Source organism: Streptomyces sp. NPDC097617 (assembly GCF_044761485.1).
Lineage (GTDB): Bacteria > Actinomycetota > Actinomycetes > Streptomycetales > Streptomycetaceae > Streptomyces.
In genome coordinates, this window is the sequence record NZ_JBIWCL010000016.1 from 1 (window position 1) to 18,378 (window position 18,378).

The window sequence follows — 18,378 nt, forward strand, 5'->3', positions numbered from 1 at the left end:
CTCACGAAACTCAGCCGTGAACACCCGACGCTTCTCCGCCATGACTCTCAACTTCCCCTGCAGTCACGGACTCCACGCTACGAGGGGAGACTCACACCCGCCTATCAGGCCGCTGACGCCACCGTCATCGTCACCAACCACCACAATTTCATCCAAGGCACCATGCGCGTGGGCATTCAGATTGATGGCCGCCCAGTCCGGTCCGTCAACGTCCGCGAGTTTGTGCTCCGCGCCAGCGACTTCGTCATTATTGACGAGATCGACGCTTTCCAGGCCGTGGCCGTCGACCGCTGTGCCTCCACGGTGGACCTGCACTCACGACGACCTTGGACCGCGGAGCCGCAGGTCCTCGACACTGCGGCCAAGCACCTTCCTCTGCGCTTCGAGGACCAACTCATCGAGCCGGTCAGCCACGTCCGGCTCATGGCCGAGTCATTGCTGACCGGCCTTTGCACCAAGGCATTCCGCCTCAACCACCACGACGATGCACGGGTCTCAAAGTTGCGGCACGAGTACGACTACGAGGGGTGGCGCCTTCCCCGGTCCAAGGATCGCGAGCTGATCAGCCTTCTGTTCCCCGAGTATCAGGTCAGCGATGGGCAGCCAATCCCCGCCGAAGCTGTTCACCGCCTGGATGCCCTCGTGCCGGCTCCCGATCTCGGCGAGGACGACGAGGCAATTTCTGCACCCATGAGGCTGGCCCCCGAATGGGAACGGGTCAGCAGCATCCTGGGGGCAGTCGTATCCCCTCGCGGCATCAACCAGCGAGACGCCATCAAGCTCCGTCTCCACGAAGCACTTGCTCCGAAGATCGATGACGGCCGCGCACGCAACCGCGCCATCGACCACCTCCTCATCCGCTCACTGATGAAGGAGCTGGACTCATCACTCTCGGTTCTGCGCGACACTGCCCAGTCCCTTCGCCATTCCGGACTGCTCACAGCAAATCGCATCATCGATGCGATGCGCGCTGGCGGTGTAGCCGACGTGCTCCCGCACGGAACGATCGGCAGACCGATCAACGGCTACCGGGTCACGGGCATGAAGAACCCGGAGAAGGATGCCAAGCTCTCCACCCAGCACATGGCTGGCGACCCTCACACCTACGTGTCGGAACTCGGCGGGCTGGTCTCGCTGATCACGGCTGGCGTGGAGCGGCCCGTCTTCGGGCTCTCCGCCACGGCGTACTTTCCCCAGGCGGTCAAGGAACACGTCCACGCACCCGTCATGTGGTGGATGACCGACGCGCAAGAAGAGTCCATCCTGGTCGAGTCGTCAGCTGTCACCTACGGAAGCGGACACCGTAGAGCTGGAGAACGCATTCCAATTGCGGGGCAGTTCCCCTCCGACAAACCCGAAGCCCTCCGCGAAGTCGGCGAACGTCTGTACGAGACGCAGCTGGCCAAGAAGCTCGCGCGCCTGGCCAAATCTGACCACGCCCGCGCTCGCGTGATCCTCACAGCGAACAGCTACGAGCAGTGTGGGCACATCGCCACCGGCCTCGCCAAAGCAAAGGGACTTTCGCACCGGGTGTGTGTCCTCGTTCGCGAGGAAGACCGCCTCAGCAACGTCCGCCATCTCCCCGACCCATCGCTGGTGCGCCGCATCACCGTCGAAGAGGTGGAGGAGTTCCCTCAATTCGGCGACATCCTCGTCGCCCCGCTGGCTAACATCGCCAGAGGACTGAACATCGTCGTCAATCTCCGCTCAGCCATCCACTCCATCTACCTATGTGTGAGGCCGCCGTTGATCATCGACGACCCCACCTGGATGTACGGAAGCGTCAACGCAGCAGGCATCAACGCTCTGCTTCTGCCTGGCGCTTCGGACCCCATGCAGGCTCTCCAAGCAGCCCGAACTGCATCACGCGAGCACCTGAGTACCATTCTGCGTTCGTCGCCGCAGCTGTCGACCATGGATCTCGTTCTCCAGGAGCAGATGGTCGCCGGAATGCTGGTATCCCTCATCCAGCTCGCGGGTCGCGCACGACGTGGCGGTACGAACATGGAACTGCACTTCGTGGACTACGCCTTCCAAGACGAGACCTGGAGCTCCGACCTGGCCAGCATCATCGGACGAATGAGCTCCCGGTGGCTGCCGGAAGAACGACGCCAGATGGCCGAACTGTACGGCGAAGCGGTCAATGCCTTCTTGACGTACGCGGGTGTCGACCTCGCCCTCTCCGCATAGCCCAACGCTTCTCCCGAAAGAGATCACAGCCTTGAGCGACAACACCGCCACCCTCCCGAGCACCCTCACCCTGCGCTGCACCCCTGAACTCGTCGAGGGCCAGAAGGTGTACGTACGGCTCTTCCCGCGCAGTGTCAGGGATGAATGGGAGAAGGTGAAAGACGACGGAGACGGTGAACAGAGGGGCCAGCAGCACCCGGACGAGCGCAAGAACCTGCCGTACTCAACGGCGCTGACCTACCTGAAGTTCAAGACCGGCGGGTACGTTCACTTGGACCGGTATCTCAACTTCCTGGTCTCGCTGGAGAAGATCGACGATGACACACTGCGTCACGTCTTCCGGTGCGTCGTCGGGTACAGCAAGGGACTCAACACCGACCAGGCAATTCTTCTCGACGTGCCGCCGGTGGCCGATGCCATCGCGAACACGCCCGAGCAGGAGTTCGAGATGGCACGCTTCCTCAAGCCTGTACAAGACAGGCAGCCGAAGTGTCCCGACTGGATGTACGTGGCCGTCCCCTGGGTAATCTCCAAGAAGCTTGCCGAGAAGAAGTTCACCATCTACGACCTCGTCCCGATCACCGAGCAAGTCGCCGCCAAGGAGAGGGACGGCTCCGCCAAGCTCGACGCCGACGGCAACCAGGTCTACAAGAACCGCACGACCGGCTGGAAGGCCAACCCGAACAAGAGGGAAATCACTTACCTGCCCGACAGCAGGGGCGGCCTAATTGCCTGGGACCATCCCTTCGGCCGCAAGTACAACCGCCGCGACGACGCCACCGAGGTCAACAAGGCCACCATGGCCCAGTACGCGATGTCGCGGCTGTCAGTGGTCATGAAGACCGAGCCCAACGTCGTCCACCCTGTCGTCTTCCTCGACGCCCACGTCACGCGCGTCCACAGCAACATGGTCCACGCCAAGTCCAGCCACATCTACCAGGGCAGCGACGGCCTTCCCATCCTGCACACCGAGCTCGTACGCAGCGGCAGTGTCCGAGCAGTCAACCAGCGCGCACTTGAACTGCTCGCGCGCGACGAGATGGACATCAGCCTCCTCCAAGCGCTGCAGACTCGCCTGGCGGAGGAACGGACCGTCCTGGAAAAGGCTGCCAAGGAAGGGGAATTCCCCTCCTTCATCACCCCGGATCCCGGCGTGCTCCGCCCTCTTATGGCTAAGAACGACAACTTCGCCGTCGGCACAGGGCCGGGAACCCTCCACCTTCGTCTCCTCGCAGAACACGTCTCCAAGATGCTGGGTAAGAAGGCCAGCTGGGTCGACTTCACCGTTGAACCGATGACGTTCGAGCCCCGCCCCACGGACAAGAACAAGATGGCCCCGCAGGAGCGTGCAAGCCGCATCGAAGCCGGCGAGCTTCTGCACACCATCGGCTTCCCCCCGCCCGAAGAGATCAGCGCCTCCGTGAAGGCCCAGGGCTTCGAGCATCTGCGGATCGTATGCCTGTGGTATCGCTGGAGCACCCGCCTGCGCCTCATTAACGCGCTGTCGCTGGCCTTCCCGGACGGCCCGCCCATCGGTGATCCGGAGCCAGGCGACGTGGTTCCTCTTGCTCCTGGCGTCAGCGTGGTCTTCCGCCAGGCCGAGCGCCTCCTGTCCCATGGCGACGACGTGAACCGGGCCGCGGAGCTGAAGTCCCTCGAGGACGACTTCGCTGGCGACCAAGCCCAGGTAATGGTCGGCGTGTGGTGCGAGACCGAGATCCCGACTCTGAAAAAGAAGGAAGGGGAGAAGCGCAACGCCTTCCTGCTGCGCAGGGAACGCCACGACGGAAAGTTTCAAGTCCGCCGCCTCCTGGCCAAGAACGGCCTCGTCTGTCAGTTCACCAAGGGGATGAAGCCGGGGGCCTTCGGAAACCCCGCAACGGAGATCAGCCCTCCGAAGCCTGGGAAGGACCACGCCGCCTACATGGCCCTCCTCGACCTGTACCGCTCACTGGGCGTCATCGACCAACGCCTCGCACGAGCCATCGCGAAGGACAAGAAGGGGAACGAGGCCGGCAGCCTCGTGTACTGCGGCATCCACGCCCGGCGACAGGCCAAGACGCCTGACGGCAAACACACCAAGCGGATCATCGTGGCCACGGCGCTGTTCCCGCCGGAGGATGAAAACGGCGCCTGGACCATGCGCGCGTGGACGCCCCACATCGGAGCATGGGTGCCCTACCGGGAAGCGATCGCCGCCTTCCATGCCAGTGACTACGCCCTTCACGTCGACGGCAAGGGCGAGACAGACAAGGAACGCTGGGCGGAGGCGGCAGCGCAGGTCGAGGACGCTCTCGCCAGCCTCGTCCGCGATGAGCTAGAGCCGGGCATGGGCTACGTCGTCATGGTCGACGGCCACGCCTGCCGCAGGATGTGGACAGGGCTCCACAACGAGAACCAGAGCTACCGGGAAGAGGACATCGCCGATCCCCGTACCTGGCTGCCGGGGTACGGCAAAGGCAGGAACGCCCCACGCAGGAAGCCGAGCGCAGTCATCCGAATGAACGTCGCCCCCACCGAGGTACCTCAGTACGTTCCCGTCCCTCGCGACAGCGACCCGGAAAGCGAAAAGGAATCCATCACGTTCGCTTCGGCGAAACTGCACCGCGCCAAGGTGGACTTCGGCAACCCCTTCTGGGTTCTGTTCAACATTCCACGCAACTACCAAGCCAAGGGCGGAGACCTCGGCAAGGGCATCACCCGCTGGGACGCTGATCCGGGCAGGGGAGGGGAGGAAGGTGAACGGGAAACGAACGAGCTAAAGTCCCCGTGGTGGGCCATCACAGCAACCGAGATCTACCCGGCCGGCGTCGCCGACGGAGTCGACCGGACGATGCTCGCTCGGGCGACCGCCCGCTTGTGCCACCAGACCATCTCCTGGTCAGACCGATCCCGCTACCCCATGCCCCTGCATGCCGCGAAACAGCTCGACCTCGACCACCCCCAGTACCGACGGTCAGCACCGCCAGAGGAGCAGGGGGATGAGGCCACCGACGAGTAGCGCCGCAACCGCACCTAGCTGGATTACACACCGGGCTTGCTTCGCTTTGACGGACATCCGAAATCAGGGGTTTGGGCCCCGGAAGCATGATGTTCATCATGGAGAGCATGGCGAAGAAGAAGGTGCGTCCTCGGCCCTCGTTCACGGCGGAGTTCAAGGCCGAGATCGTCGGTCTGTGCCAGCGCGGTGACCGCTCGGTCGGCCAGGTGGCCAAGTACTGACCTGACCGAGACTGCGGTCAGGGACTGAGTGAAGCAGGCCCAGGGCGACGTAGGCGAACGCGACGGCCTGACCAGCAGCGAGCCCGAGCGGCGACGGCGGGGACCGCCGACTCCTGCCACCGACCGCGACCGGCCACCGTGAGAACCCTCGCGATCCCTGAGCGACTTGGGCCGCCTCCTCATACGCCCCTGGGCCCGGACGAGAGCCCGCGAAGGAAGGTGATCGCGAACAGGACCAGCCGGTCAGCCCGCTGCGACTACGATTCCGTACAGGTCCGGGGCATGCGCCGGACCTGGCTCGCACCTCGGCGCCCGCCACCGTTCGTGAAGCCCGTCCCCGCCTGTCCCGTACCGGAGGTCCCCAGGTGTCGCCGACTCCCCGGCCGTCCGCTCCTCGCCCCGGTCCGCCGCTGGCCCGTGAGCACTGGTTCCAGCCACGGCGTTCCGGTTTCCGCTGGGAGCAGGAGGGTCTGGACCACATCCGGCGGCTGATGCCGGCGACCGAGCCGTACCGAGCCTGGGCCACCTTCCAGTTCACCGGCGTCACCGGCCGGGTCAACGAGTGCGATCTGCTGATCGCGGTGCCCGGTGGCGTGTATCTCCTGGAGCTCAAGGGACATCCGGGCCGGGTGGTGAACCACGGTGACACCTGGCAGTTCCACAGCGACCGGGTGCGCACGCTCCGTAATCCGCTGCACCTGACCGATCTCAAGGCCAAGGAACTCAAAGCCCAGCTGGAGCGGGCGGCCCGCGCCTCCGGTATCGATCCGCGCAAGGTGCCCTTCATCAAGCCGGCCGTGTTCCTGCACGACGCCGCCCTGGTGAGCGAGCTTGACGAGTTCCAGCGCACTGCCGTCTACGGGCTGAACGGCTCCGAGGGCGGGCTGTCGGGCATCTGGGACGGGCTGCTCGGGCTCCCTCCAGAGCGGGAGAGCTGGCGGGTCACCCCTCAGGACAGTGCCCGCCTCGAACAGCTGATGAAACGCGTCGGGATCAGCCACTCCACCGCTCATCTGCGGTACGGGGACGACTGGCGCCTCGAGCCGCGGGCCCTGGACGCGGGCCCTGGATGGGAGGACCGCCTCGCGGTCCGCGACGACAGCCTGGCCAAGGAGAGCGGCCGGGTCCGGATCTATCTGTCAGGGCAGGACTCGTCCGCCGAGCAGCGCAGCCGCCTCGACCGGGCGGCCCGTCGCGAGTACCAGGTCCTGCAGGGAATCAACCACCGCGGCATCGTCCAGGCCGTACAGATCCGCGAGCACCAGGGCGGCCCGGCGATCCTCTTCCGGCACCGCGAGGCCGATCTGCGGCTGGACGCCTACCTGAACGCCTATGGGGGCCTCCTCTCCCCCGCGATACGTCTGGATCTGGTACGCCAGCTCGCCGAGGCCGTGCGGTACGCGCACAATCGCTCGCTCTACCACCGGGCGCTGGCCGCCCGCTCGGTGTACGTCAGCGCCCGCGAGGACGGCACGGACCCGACCTTGCGGATCGCGGACTGGCAGACGGCCGCCCGGGACTTCGAATCCAGCTCCCATCTGTCGCTGGCCGACACTCCGCTGGACTCCGGTCTGGTGGCCGACACGGCCCAGGTGTATCTCGCCCCGGAGACCTCCCGGGAGTTCGCCGACCCGGTCGACCTGGACATCTTCGGCCTCGGCAGCCTCTCCTACCTCCTGCTCACCGGGAAGCCGCCCGCCGAAGCACGTAGCTCCCTGGTGGACCGGCTGGCCGCCGAGGGCGGACTGCATCCGTACGCGGTCTCCGACAGCGTCTCGGCCACCCTGGACGACCTGGTCTTCCGGGCCACCGCCTCCGATGTGCAGCACCGGCTCACCTCGGCCGAGGAGTTCCTGCGGCTTCTCGACGCCGCGGAGGCCGAGTTCGCGCAGACCGGACGGTCGGCGGCGGTGACGGTCGACCCGCTGACCGCCAAGGCCGGGCAGTATCTGGACCAGGAGTGGGAGGTCGTACGAGTCCTCGGCACCGGCGCCACCGCCCGCGCGATCCTGGTCGCCCGCCGCACCGAAGAGGGCGCCTACGACGAAGCCTCCCTGCGGGTGTTCAAGGTGGCCCTCGACCGTGAGAAAGACGCCCGTCTCTACGCCGAGGCGAAGGCGCTGCGCGAGGTCGGCGGCAGCCGCATCGTCAAGCTGCTCGCCGACCCGCGTGAGGTGGGCGGCCGCACCGTCCTGGAGATCGAGTACGCGGGCGGGTTCCGTTCCCCCCAGGACCGGGAGCCAGTCAGCCTGGGCTCGCGGCTGCGCGGTGAGGGGCGGCTTGGGTACGGGCAGCTGGAACGGTTCGGCACCGACCTCTTCGACGCTCTGGACACTCTCGCCGCCCGTGGGGTGCGGCACCGTGACATCAAGCCGGACAACCTCGGCCTGTTCAAACGCAACGACGGTTCCTGGCAGTTGATGTTGTTCGACTTCTCGCTGGCCGACGCACCCGACCAGGATCTGCGGGCCGGCACCCGCGGCTATCTCGATCCGTTCCTGGGCAGTAGCCGTCGTTCCCGTTACGACGATCACGCCGAGTGGTACGCGGCGGCGGTCACCCTGTACGAGATGGCAACGGGCGAACGACCGTTGTGGGGCGACGGCCAGGTGGATCCGCTGACCGTCGCGGACGCCGAGCTCCATGTAGCTGACGAGCTGTTCGAGTCCGCCCTGCGCGAGGGACTGACCAGTTTCTTCCACCGGGCGCTGCATCGAGATCTCGATCAGCGCTACGGCAGTCTGCGTCTGCTGCAGGATGCGTGGCGGGACGTCTTCCGCCGGGCGGACTCGGCCCGGCCCCCGACCACCCCGGCCACGGTGGACCGGCAGGCCGAGGACGTGGAGGACGCCCGGGAACAGGCGGCCGCGGCTGCCGGGCCGAAGACCTCGCTGGACGCGGCGGGGCTCTCGCCACGGGCCGTCTCGGTGGCGGCCGGTCTCGGGGCCTCCACCGTGGAGGCGCTCCTGGACGTTCCGGCGTACTCGATCTCCCGTGCCCGGGGCGCCGGGAACGTGATCCGCAAGGAGCTGAACCGGCGGCGCAAGCAGTGGCTCCAGGAGCTGCGGCAGCGCCCTGCGGGGAGAAAGCCCGTCTCGCTGCCCGCCGACGCCCCCGAGGAGGCGCTGGAGTCGGTGGAGACCCTGGCCGCCCGGCTCACCCCGGCGGCGACGACCGGCCGGCGCACCCGGCCGCGGCCGGACGTCGTCCTGGCCACCCTGGGGCTGCCCGGTGCCGCCCTGGCCGAGAGCTGGCCCTCCCAGCCGGCCATCGCCAGGGCCCTGAACATCAGCCAGCCGACCGTTTCGCAGCACCAGAGCGCCGCGATAGGGCAGTGGGCCGCACTGCCCTGGCTCGGCCGGGTCCGCGACGAGCTGGTGACCGCACTGTCCGAGCAGGGCCGGGTGATGACGGCCGCCGAGCTCGCGGCTGAGCTCCGGGTCAGGCACGCCCCGCAGGACGCGGACGACGACACGGACCGCGCGGACCTGCAGGCGCTGGCGCTGGCCGTGGTACGGGCCGCGGTCGAGGCCGAGTCGCGCCGGCCGGACGAGGCCCACGGGATCGAGCACGGAGACGGGGAGGGGGAGGACTCCGCTCCTCCGCCCCGGATCGCCGTGCTGCGACGCGGCGGCACGGTCCTGCTGGCGCTGGAGGACCTTCCCGGAAGCGACGACCCGACCCCGGTGGAGCTGGCCGATCACGCGACCGAGCTCGGCCACGCCGCCCAGGCCCTGGCGGCCCGCGATCCGCTGCCGGGCAAGGAGGCCGTCCTGCGCGAACTGCGCGCGGTCCCCGCACCGGAGGGGATGACCCCGCCGGCCGACACCCGTCTGGTGGCACTGGCCGCGTCGATGGCCGGCGGAGTCGCCGTCTCCCCGCGGTTCGAGCTGTTCCCCCTGGACCTCGGTCTGGACCGGGCACTGCGCGTCTCCCAGGCGGCGGCCGGGGTGCGGCGCGCCATCGGCATCGGGGCCGATGACCTGCTGGCCCGGCTCCGCTCCCGCTTCCCGGGCCTGGCGGTACTGGCCGACATCACGTACGTGGAGCTGGAGGAGGCCCTGGAGAAGGCCGGCTTCCCGCTGGAGTACGACCGGGACCGCTCGCTGTTCTTCCCTCCTGCGCGCGATCCCGACCGGAGCCGGCCCGCGTACACCGTGACGTCCGTGCCCGGCACCGGCACCCTCTACGGCGACGCACAGGCGGAGCTGGCCGAGGGGCGCGATCCGCGCCGGATCCTCGCGCTGCGCCTCGACGATGCGCTGCGCCGTGGCGGGTTCCTGGCGCTGACCGTCAGGGGCGCCTACCTTCCGGGCCTCGCCGAGCGGCTGGCCGAGCGCTGCGGTGTTCTCCCGATCGCCCTGGACGACCTGTTCCTCACCGCGCTGCGCGAACTGGCCGAGGAGCAGGGGGTGCCCTGGCGGGCCCTGCTGAAGGCGGACGCCGGGTTCACCGCCACCGGCCTCCTGGGCACCGCCCTGGGCTCCTACACCCGGTTCGCCGCCGAGCGCGTGGCACGGAGGTGCGCGGACCTGGCCGAGCAGGCGAGCCCGCGCACCGTCCTACTGCTGCACCGGGCCGGTCTGGTGGCCCGCTACTGGGAGGCCGGCGGCCGCGAACTCCTGGTCTCCCTGCAGCAGTCGGCCCGCCGCCCGGCCGACACCCCACACGGCTTGTGGCTGCTCACCCCGATGGACGACCCGCAGGCCACCCCGGCCCTGGAGGGACGCACAGTGGACGTGGTGGACCGGGTGAGCGAGTGGGTGGTCCTCGAAGGGCTGCCGTTGAGAGAACTTCTCGGCGAGGAGTGAGGGCGGAGGTGAGCGGGGGTGTCACGGCGCCGGGACCTCTTTCCTCACCCGCCGTCCCTGACGCAAGCCCAACCGCCCACGACCTGCGCGAATTCACCCCTTCGGAGCAGCCTCGCCACTTATGATCAGCGTCGTGCCGGATGAAGACGTGAGAGCCCAGGACGCGGTGATGGAGCAGCAGTACGCCCTCGCCGGAGCGCGGCATTACCACGATGCCGTCTATCTCTGCGACGACCAGCGGTGGCCTACCGCCGATCACCTCTTCGGGTTCGCCGCCGAGTGCGCGCTGAAGAGCCTGCTGCTGCGGTTCGCGGTGCACGACGTGTCCACGTACCGCAACGGGGATGCGATGAACCGGGCACGGTGGGTGAATCCCCGGACCGGGAAAGAGGACTGGCTGGGCCACATCAACCAGGTCCTGGGGGCGGCCCCTCTGCTGGCGTACGGCCGCGGAGGCCCCGCGTTCGTGGAGGCCGTCGACCGGCTGAACGTCTTCGCGTCCTGGGACCTGGCGGACCGCTACCGGGACGGCAGACAGGTCTCCGACTCGGTCGTGGCCGACCGCCAGGAGGCCGCGCGCCTCGCCCTCTCCTTGTACGAGCTGTACGAGCTCACCGGAAGGACCTCATGACCGCGTACGACTTCCCGGTCCGCTTCGACAATTCCCGCCCGATCGCGTTCGGGATCGCACGGGACGTGGCGGAGGAGGGGTACGACGTCGTACTGGTACGGGACGTGCTCGGCCGGTTCACTCTCATCGTCGATGACGACAGCAAAGGCGTGGATGGCGGACAGCGCGACCGCTGGTCGGCGACCCTGCACGACCGGCTCGGTCCGTACTGCGGCAAGCGGCGGATCCTGCTGAAGTCCCGGATGTTCTCGGCCGACGCCTTGCTCGGGTCTCCTCGTGCGATCGACGTCCCCGACGGGTCCACCTCCGTCGGCTCTGTCCGGTTCCTGGACAACACCGTGGTCGGCGAGAGCTGGACCCAGGTCTCCACGCCGTCCGCACCGAAGATCGGGCCCCGGACCCACCGCACCGCTCTGTACGGCTTCAAGGGCGGCGTCGGCCGTACCACAGCGACCTCGGTCCTTGCCCGCGCCCTCGCCGACACCGGCAAGATCGTGCTGGTGATCGACCTGGACCTGGAGTCGCCGGGTATCGGCCCGCTGCTTCTCGGGACGGGGCGGTTGTGCCGCCACGGTGTCGTCGACCACCTCGTGGAGGCGGCTCTCGGCAACGAAGAGGGCCTGGAGATCGTGGCCAGGTCGGGGTACGAGCCGCGCAACCGGGGTGAGTTGTGGATCGCCCCGGCTCGGGGGGCGGGCGACGACACGCCCAACGCCTACGTGGACAAGCTCAACCGTGTCTACGCCGATTCCCCGGGCGCGAGTTTCGCGGACCGCCTGGAGGCGACGGTCCGTGCCTGCGAGGAGGCGGTGGAGAAGGGCGACAGCGGGCGCCGCCCCGATGTGGTGCTGCTCGACAGCCGGGCCGGCATCCACGACGTCGCCGCCGTGACCATCTCCCGGCTGTGCGACCTCGCGCTGCTCTTCGGCGCGGACAACGCGCAGACCTGGTCGGGGTACCGGGACCTCTTCGAGGCGTGGGCGGCGTCCGGGCAGGGCCCGGACATCCGGCACAAGCTCCGCATGGTGGCCTCGATGGTGCCGGACTCGGTCCACCACCCGATGGAGATCTACCTGAGATCCTTCCGGCTGAACTCCTACGACTGCTTCTCCACGCTCTACGACGAGGTCATGGCCGAGGGCACGGCCGAGGATCCGCAGCGGTCGGATTCCGGTGAGGGGACCACAGGCGGTATCCCGTTCGCCCCGTCCCCGGAGGACGACTCCGCTCCTCATCACCCGGTCCCGATCCTCTTCGAGCCGGGCCTGGTCGGCATGAACGTCCCGGACTCCCCGCAGTGGCAGGAGCGTGTCTTCGTACGGGCCGCGTACCTTGAGTTCCTCGCGACGGTCGTTCCGCTGGTCCTGGCCGACCCGGTCGACGGGAACGACGACGAGGAAGAGACGGGATGACCGAGCCGCTGAGCGCCGACGCCTACCGCGATCTGCTGTCGAGGGCACTGGAGGGCACGGTCGACGCGGACACCCGGCGGCCGGACTCGCACTCGCTGTACATGCCGGATCCCCACCGGTCCGCCCTGTACGTGGACTCCACGGTGGTCGAGGGCGGCCGGGGTGACGGGAAGACCTTCTGGGCGCGGTCCCTCCTCGACCCGGTCCTGCGGACGGCGGCGGCGGCCGAGTACCGCATCAACCGGCTCAACAAGCTGCGGGTCTCCCCCGGTTACGGCCAGGACATACGATCGGACTCCTATCCCGGCCCGATGGCGCTGCCGCGCCTCGTGGACGGTGGTGCTCTGCCGGAGGAGATCTGGTACGCCGTGCTGCTCACCGCGCTCGGGCAGCCGGAGCTGTGTGCGCTCACCGAGTGGGGCGACAAGCTCTCCTGGCTCCGGGCGAATCCCGGTCCGGCCGACCGGACCATCGAGGAGGCGGACGCACGGGCCTTTGCCGAGGACGTGGTGCAGCTCCTGGTCTTCGACGGCCTGGAGCATCTGCACCCCGATCAGCGCATGGTGGACCGGCTGATCGCGGGACTGCTCAGGGTCGCCCAGCGGATGCGCTTCGGCACGCGCAACATCCGTTTCAAGGTGTTCCTGCGTCCCGACATGTTCGAGGCCGCCAAGCAGCTCTTCCCCGACGCGTCGAAGCTGTCGGGGAACGCGGCGGAGCTGACCTGGTCCCGTACCGATCTGTACGGGCTTCTCTTTCATCATCTGGGCAACGAGGGCGGCGCGGACGCCGAGCGGTTCCGCCGGATCACCGGCGGCTGGGAGAGCACCCAGGGGCCGGACGGGGCGTCCGCCCGGCACGTCCCGCCGATCGCCCTGCGCAACGACGCCAAGGCTCAGACAGAGCTGTTCGAGCAGATCGCCGACCCGTACATGGGCAGCAACGTCCGCCAGGGACGCCCTTACACCTGGCTGCCCAACCACCTCATGGACAGCAAAGACCGGATCAGCCCGCGCAGCTTCCTCAAGGCCCTGTCCGAGGCGGCCGAGGTCACCCGGCCCGGGCACGACCGTGCGCTGCACCACTCCGCCATCCACAGCGGGGTGCGCGCGGCGTCCAGGGTGCGGGTGGACCAGGTCAGCGAGGACACCCCGTGGGTCAGGACGGCGATAGAGCCGCTCTCCGGCTGCCAGGTGCCGATCACCCAGGGGAAGATCATCGAGATCTGGCAGGAACACGATCTGCCGAGTGAGCTGAGCCGGGACTCCGCCCGCTACACCCAGCACGACCGGCCCGAGCTGGTCATCACCGGCCCCCGCGACCCCGACGACCTGCCCCGCCTGATCCAGGAGCTGGTCGACCTGGGCGTGATGCGTCGGCGCGACAAGGAGCGGGACGAGCACGCGCTGCTCGACCTGCCCGACATCTACCGCCTCGCCTTCGGCCTCGGACGCAAGGGCGGCATCCCGCTGACCGGCCGCAGGTAGCCGCCGGCACCGGACCCCGACCTGGCAGGATGGACGGACCCGCGAGGACGAGCGACCTCGCGGGACGACGCTCCGGAGAACCAGGAAGACGAGGTGCCGCCCGTGCCCCCCGAGGACGCACGCACGCCCGAGACCACGGAGGCGGCCACCGCCTCGCTGGACCGTGACGTGCTGCTGAAGGATCTGCAGAAGCAGGTCGCCCTCCTGGTGGAGGACCTGCGGGAGCGCGAGGCGGAGGGCGGCGAGGCGAAAGCCGCCCTGATCGCCGAGTACCAGCGTGCCCTGGGCGCGGAACGCACCTCTCTGCGGTACGAGGGCTGGCTGGACGAGCGCCTGGTCCAGATCGCCTCCGCTTGGGTGCTCGCCTGCGTCTTCGTCCGGTTCTGCGAGGACAACCGCCTCGTACGGGAGGCCCGGCTGGCCGGTCCCGGCGAGCGGCTGGCCGAGGCCCAGGACAACCACGACGCGTTCTTCCGCCGCCACCCCGAGAAGAACGACCGTGACTGGCTGCAGGAGTCCTTCCGGGCGCTGGGCCGCGAGCACGAGATCACCGGGGGCCTCTTCGACCCCGCCCACAACCCGCTGTGGGAGCTGAATCCGTCCTACACGGCAGGTGCCCGGCTGCTCGCCTTCTGGCGCGAGCGGGGCGCCGACGGCACCCTGCGCCACGACTTCACCGACCCCGCGCTCGACACCCGCTTCCTCGGCGACCTCTACCAGGACCTGTCCGAGCACGCCCGCAAGACCTACGCCCTGCTCCAGACCCCGGACTTCGTCGAGGATTTCATCCTCGACCTCACCCTGGAGCCGGCGGTGGAGGAGTTCACCCTGGAGCCGGTGTGGAAGCACCGCCCGGTGAACTGGGACGGCGAGATGTACGACACCCACGACCCGGAGAATCCGGAGGTACGGGGTCTGCGCTGCATCGACCCGGCCTGCGGTTCCGGTCACTTCCTGCTCGGGCTGTTCCGCCGGATCCTCGCCAAGTGGCGCGAGGCGGCCCCCGGCGAGGAGGACTGGCTGCTGATCCGCCGCTCCCTGGAGGCGGTGCACGGGGCGGACAAGAATCCCTTCGCCGTCGCCATCGCCCGCTTCCGGATGCTGGTCGCCGTGGTCCAGGAGTGCGGGGTCAGGACGATCTCCGCCGCCCCCGGAGTGCCGATCAACATCGCGGTCGCCGACTCCCTGCTGCACGGGCGTGAGGCCGGCCGAAAGACGGACGCCACGCTGGACGACGCCGAGCGGAACGACGAGGTCTTCACGTACCGGACGGAGGACGTCCGGGACTACGTCAAGCGGGTGGACATGCTCGGGCGCGGCTCGTACCACGTGGTGGTGGCGAACCCGCCGTACATCACGGTGAAGGACCCACTGGAGAACGCGAATTACCGCAAGGCGTATTGGACTTGCTCCGGGAAGTACGCCCTGTCCGTGCCCTTCGCCCAGCGGATCTTCGAGCTGGCGGTCCGGGCGAGCGGATCGGGTCGTGACGGCGGGTTCACCGGGCAGATCACGGCGAACTCCTTCATGAAGCGGGAGTTCGGGTCGACGCTGATCCAGTCCTTCTTCCAGGGCGGCCCCTACAAGGACCCCGGCACCCGGCGCACCGACAACTACATGGGCGTCGACCTCACCCACGTCATCGACACCTCCGGCGCGTTCATCCCCGGCCACGGCACGCCGACCGTCATCCTGGCCGGCCGCCACCAGGTCGCCCAGCAGGCGCAGCCGATCCGGGCGGTCCTCGGCGTCCGGGGCGAGCCCGACCAGCCGAAGAAGGGGGAAGAGGCGAAGGGCAAAGTCTGGCAAGAGATCGTCTCGCAGTGGCGCAAGCCGGGGCACGAGTCGGAGTGGGTGAGCGTGGAGGACGCGGAGCGGGCCCGGTTCGCGGAGCACCCGTGGTCGCTGAGCGGGGGTGGGGCGGGGGATCTGCTGGAGCGGATCGAGGCAGCCGCCGTACGCAAACTCGATGCAGTGGCGACCTCTCTGGGGATCACCTCCGTAACAGGTGAGGACGATCTCTACCTCATGCCGCGCAACGGCGCTGCCTCACGGCGGAGAATCGCAGACACACGCCCCCTGGTGACGGGAGACGTGATTCGCGATTTCACACTCACACCCGCATTCGATGCACTGTGGGTGTACGACGACGATTTCAAGACGCTGCCTTGGGAAAAAATCGGCACCTCGCAGCAGATGCTGACTCCGTACAGGACGGCGATCTCCTCACGCAAACGATTCGGCGTACCGATGCTGGAACGAGGCATGGCGTGGCACGAGTGGCAGGAGGTATACCCGAGCAAGCTGCGGACGCCACTGTCGATCACGTACGGCGAGGTCTCCACGCACAATCACTTCGTGTTGGACCGGGGTGGAAAGGTGTTCAACAGGACCGCTCCGGTGATCAAGCTGCCTGAGGAGGCGAGCGAGGAGCAGCATCTTGAGCTGCTCGGGGTGCTGAACTCGTCGGTCTCCTGCTTCTGGCTCAAGCAGATGTGCCACGACAAGGGAATCCGAGGCGAAGGCGGCGGATTCACCAGCTCCGAATGGGAGCGCTTCTACCAGTTCAACTCAACGAAACTCCACCAGTTCCCGCTCCCTTCCGCATTTCCGCTCTCCATTGCCATCGAGCTCGACTCTCTGGCTCAGCAAATGAGCGCGCATGGACCGTCTTCCGTCTCGGCCACGGCCACCCCGACGCGCACCGCCCTCGACGAAGCCCGCTCCGAACAGAACCGCATCCGCGCCCGCATGATCCTGCTCCAGGAGGAACTGGACTGGACCGCGTACGGGCTGTACGGACTCCTCACCCCCGAGGAGGTCGAACGGACTACCCTGTCCGGCAGCCCCGACACGCTGACCGACGCAGACGTGCCCCAACTCGCCCTGGGCGAGCGCGCATTCGAGATCGCCCTCGCTCGCAGCGGCGCGGAGACCGCCTGGTTCGCCCGGCACCACTCCATCCCCACCACCGAGATCCCCGCCGACTGGCCCGAGTCCTACCGTCGCGTCGTCGAGGCCCGCCTCGACCTCATCGCGCACGACAAGGACATCCGCCTCCTTGAGCGCCCCGAGTTCAAGCGCCGCTGGTCCACCGAGCCGTGGGAGAAGCGGGAGGCCGCCGCCCTGCAGACCTGGCTGCTGGACGCCGCCGAGCGCAAGGACCTCTGGTACACCGACCGGGAGGGCTTCGACTCCGCCTGCCCTATGACCATCTATCAGCTCGCCGACCGGCTCCGCCACGACGAGGACGTACAGACCGTCGCCGCGCTCTACGCCGCCGACCATCTCGGCCAGCGCGAGGCCCGGCTGTCCACGGTCCTCGCCGCCGTCATCGAGACCGAGCACGTGCCGCACCTGGCCGTCCTGCGCTACAAGGAGTCCGGGCTGCGCAAGCGCGCACAGTGGGAGGAGGTCTGGGAGCGCCAGCGGGAAGAGGACAAGTCCGGCGAGCGCCTCGACATCAAGGTCCCGCCCAAGTACACCTCCGCGGACTTCCTCAGGCACAGCTACTGGTCGAACCGCGGCAAGCTCGACGTGCCCAAGGAACGGTTCATCTCCTACCCTGGTTCCGCCCCCGACGGCGACCCCTCACTCCTGATCGGCTGGGCCGGCTGGGACCACCGTGAACAGGCCGAGGCCCTCTCCGGTCTCATCACCGATCGCCTGGAGCAGAACGGCTGGCCCCGCGAGGACCCCCGATACGTGCCGCTCCTGGCCGGTCTCGCCGAGGTCCTGCCCTGGGTCGAGCAGTGGTACGACGCGTACGACGAAGACTGGGGCAGCAACGCGGCGGAGGAGTTCGGGACCGCCCTCAAGATCGCTCTGGAGGCTCGCGACCTCTCCCCCTCCGACCTGCGGGACTGGCGCCCCGAGCCGAAGCGGGGCGGGCGCCGGGCGGCGAAATAGCCCTAACAGCCTTAAGGGGCCGCGTACTTCACGATCGAAGTACGCGGCCCCTCCGCGTCCGTCAGCCGCACCCCGCGATGCGCAGGAAAGCGGCCCACTCCTCGGCGCCTACGGCGAAGGTCGGCCCTTCGGCCCGCTTGAAGTCCCGCAGGTGGACGGCATCGACGGTAGCGGCAACCTCGACGCAGTCCCCACCGTTGCCCGCGCTGTAACTGCTCTTGACCCAGACCAGTTCGCCTGCGGAAACCCGCGTGTTCATTGCTCTCCCAACAGGGGCCCGCCTCGCCCGCCGCCTGGCCACCCACCGGCTGCACGTCTGGGGACACCGCTACGGCTACGGCTCGGAGATGAACGACGCCGTCGCCCTGGTGGTCGCCGAGCTGGCGGCGAACTCCGTCACGCACGGGGCGGTGTGCGGGCGGGGCGCGCTGTTGCGCCTGAGCCGCGAGCGGGACGGCCTGATCCGGGTGGAGTTCAGCGACACCCGGGGCGAGCGCCTGCCCGCCCCGGCCGCCCCCGACGCCACCGCCGTGGCCGGCCGGGGCCTCATGATCGTCGCGGCGCTCGCCGAGGACTCGGGGGTGCGGCCCCGCGAGGGCGCGCCCGACAAGACCGTATGGGCCTGTCTCCGCCCTTCCGGAGCCTCTGGCTGATCCGCTCCGTCGCCCCGATCCGGGCTCCTCCACCCGGCTGAGCTGGCAGGATGGAAGGGACGC

Annotated in this window: 9 protein-coding genes and 1 pseudogene; 9 read left to right on the forward strand and 1 reads right to left on the reverse strand. The window is 68.5% G+C overall.

Annotated features, from left to right (window positions below):
* From ACIQZO_RS24150 to pglX, 8 genes and pseudogenes are all read left to right on the forward strand, one after another.
* Positions 1 to 2,190 (forward strand): annotated as a pseudogene (locus ACIQZO_RS24150) (hypothetical protein); the annotation flags it as partial.
* A gap of 31 nt (positions 2,191 to 2,221) precedes the next feature.
* Positions 2,222 to 5,191, forward strand: coding sequence for an RNaseH domain-containing protein (locus ACIQZO_RS24155; RefSeq protein ID WP_403629482.1), 2,970 nt, complete (start codon positions 2,222 to 2,224; stop codon positions 5,189 to 5,191).
* Between the two features lie 98 nt (positions 5,192 to 5,289).
* A complete protein-coding gene (locus tag ACIQZO_RS24160; protein ID WP_403629484.1) occupies positions 5,290 to 5,412 on the forward strand; it encodes a hypothetical protein in 123 nt (40 codons plus the stop codon).
* A 365-nt stretch (positions 5,413 to 5,777) separates the two neighbouring features.
* Entirely contained in the window at positions 5,778 to 10,223 is a 4,446-nt protein-coding gene (pglW, locus tag ACIQZO_RS24165) for a BREX system serine/threonine kinase PglW (RefSeq protein WP_403629486.1), read from the forward strand.
* A 133-nt stretch (positions 10,224 to 10,356) separates the two neighbouring features.
* Positions 10,357 to 10,854 (forward strand): hypothetical protein, encoded by a 498-nt coding sequence (locus ACIQZO_RS24170; protein WP_403629488.1) that lies wholly within the window; start codon positions 10,357 to 10,359, stop codon positions 10,852 to 10,854.
* On the forward strand, positions 10,851 to 12,266 hold the full coding sequence (locus tag ACIQZO_RS24175) for a KGGVGR-motif variant AAA ATPase (RefSeq protein WP_403629490.1): 1,416 nt from the start codon (positions 10,851 to 10,853) through the stop codon (positions 12,264 to 12,266). Before ACIQZO_RS24170 ends, ACIQZO_RS24175 begins: the two co-directional genes overlap by 4 nt.
* A complete protein-coding gene (locus ACIQZO_RS24180) occupies positions 12,263 to 13,753 on the forward strand; it encodes a hypothetical protein (protein ID WP_403629492.1) in 1,491 nt (496 codons plus the stop codon). The genes ACIQZO_RS24175 and ACIQZO_RS24180 overlap by 4 nt, the downstream gene beginning before the upstream one ends.
* Before the next feature lie 102 nt (positions 13,754 to 13,855).
* On the forward strand, positions 13,856 to 17,662 hold the full coding sequence (gene pglX, locus ACIQZO_RS24185; RefSeq protein WP_403629494.1) for a BREX-2 system adenine-specific DNA-methyltransferase PglX: 3,807 nt from the start codon (positions 13,856 to 13,858) through the stop codon (positions 17,660 to 17,662).
* A 61-nt stretch (positions 17,663 to 17,723) separates the two neighbouring features.
* Here pglX and ACIQZO_RS24190 read toward each other — a convergent pair whose 3' ends face one another.
* A complete protein-coding gene (locus tag ACIQZO_RS24190) occupies positions 17,724 to 17,921 on the reverse strand; it encodes a DUF397 domain-containing protein (protein WP_403629497.1) in 198 nt (65 codons plus the stop codon).
* Between ACIQZO_RS24190 and ACIQZO_RS24195 the strand changes: the two genes are divergently transcribed.
* Positions 17,914 to 18,315, forward strand: coding sequence for an ATP-binding protein (locus ACIQZO_RS24195; protein WP_403629499.1), 402 nt, complete (start codon positions 17,914 to 17,916; stop codon positions 18,313 to 18,315). The genes ACIQZO_RS24190 and ACIQZO_RS24195 overlap by 8 nt on opposite strands.
* Positions 18,316 to 18,378 lie beyond the last annotated feature (63 nt).

Excerpts from the sequence above, each read along its gene's own strand:
- ACIQZO_RS24160 (WP_403629484.1), top strand. The coding sequence starts at position 5,290 with ATGGAGAGCATGGCGAAGAAGAAGGTGCGTCCTCGGCCCTCGTTCACG.
- ACIQZO_RS24175 (WP_403629490.1), top strand. The coding sequence starts at position 10,851 with ATGACCGCGTACGACTTCCCGGTCCGCTTCGACAATTCCCGCCCGATC.
- ACIQZO_RS24180 (WP_403629492.1), top strand. The coding sequence starts at position 12,263 with ATGACCGAGCCGCTGAGCGCCGACGCCTACCGCGATCTGCTGTCGAGG.
- ACIQZO_RS24190 (WP_403629497.1), bottom strand. The coding sequence starts at position 17,921 with ATGAACACGCGGGTTTCCGCAGGCGAACTGGTCTGGGTCAAGAGCAGT.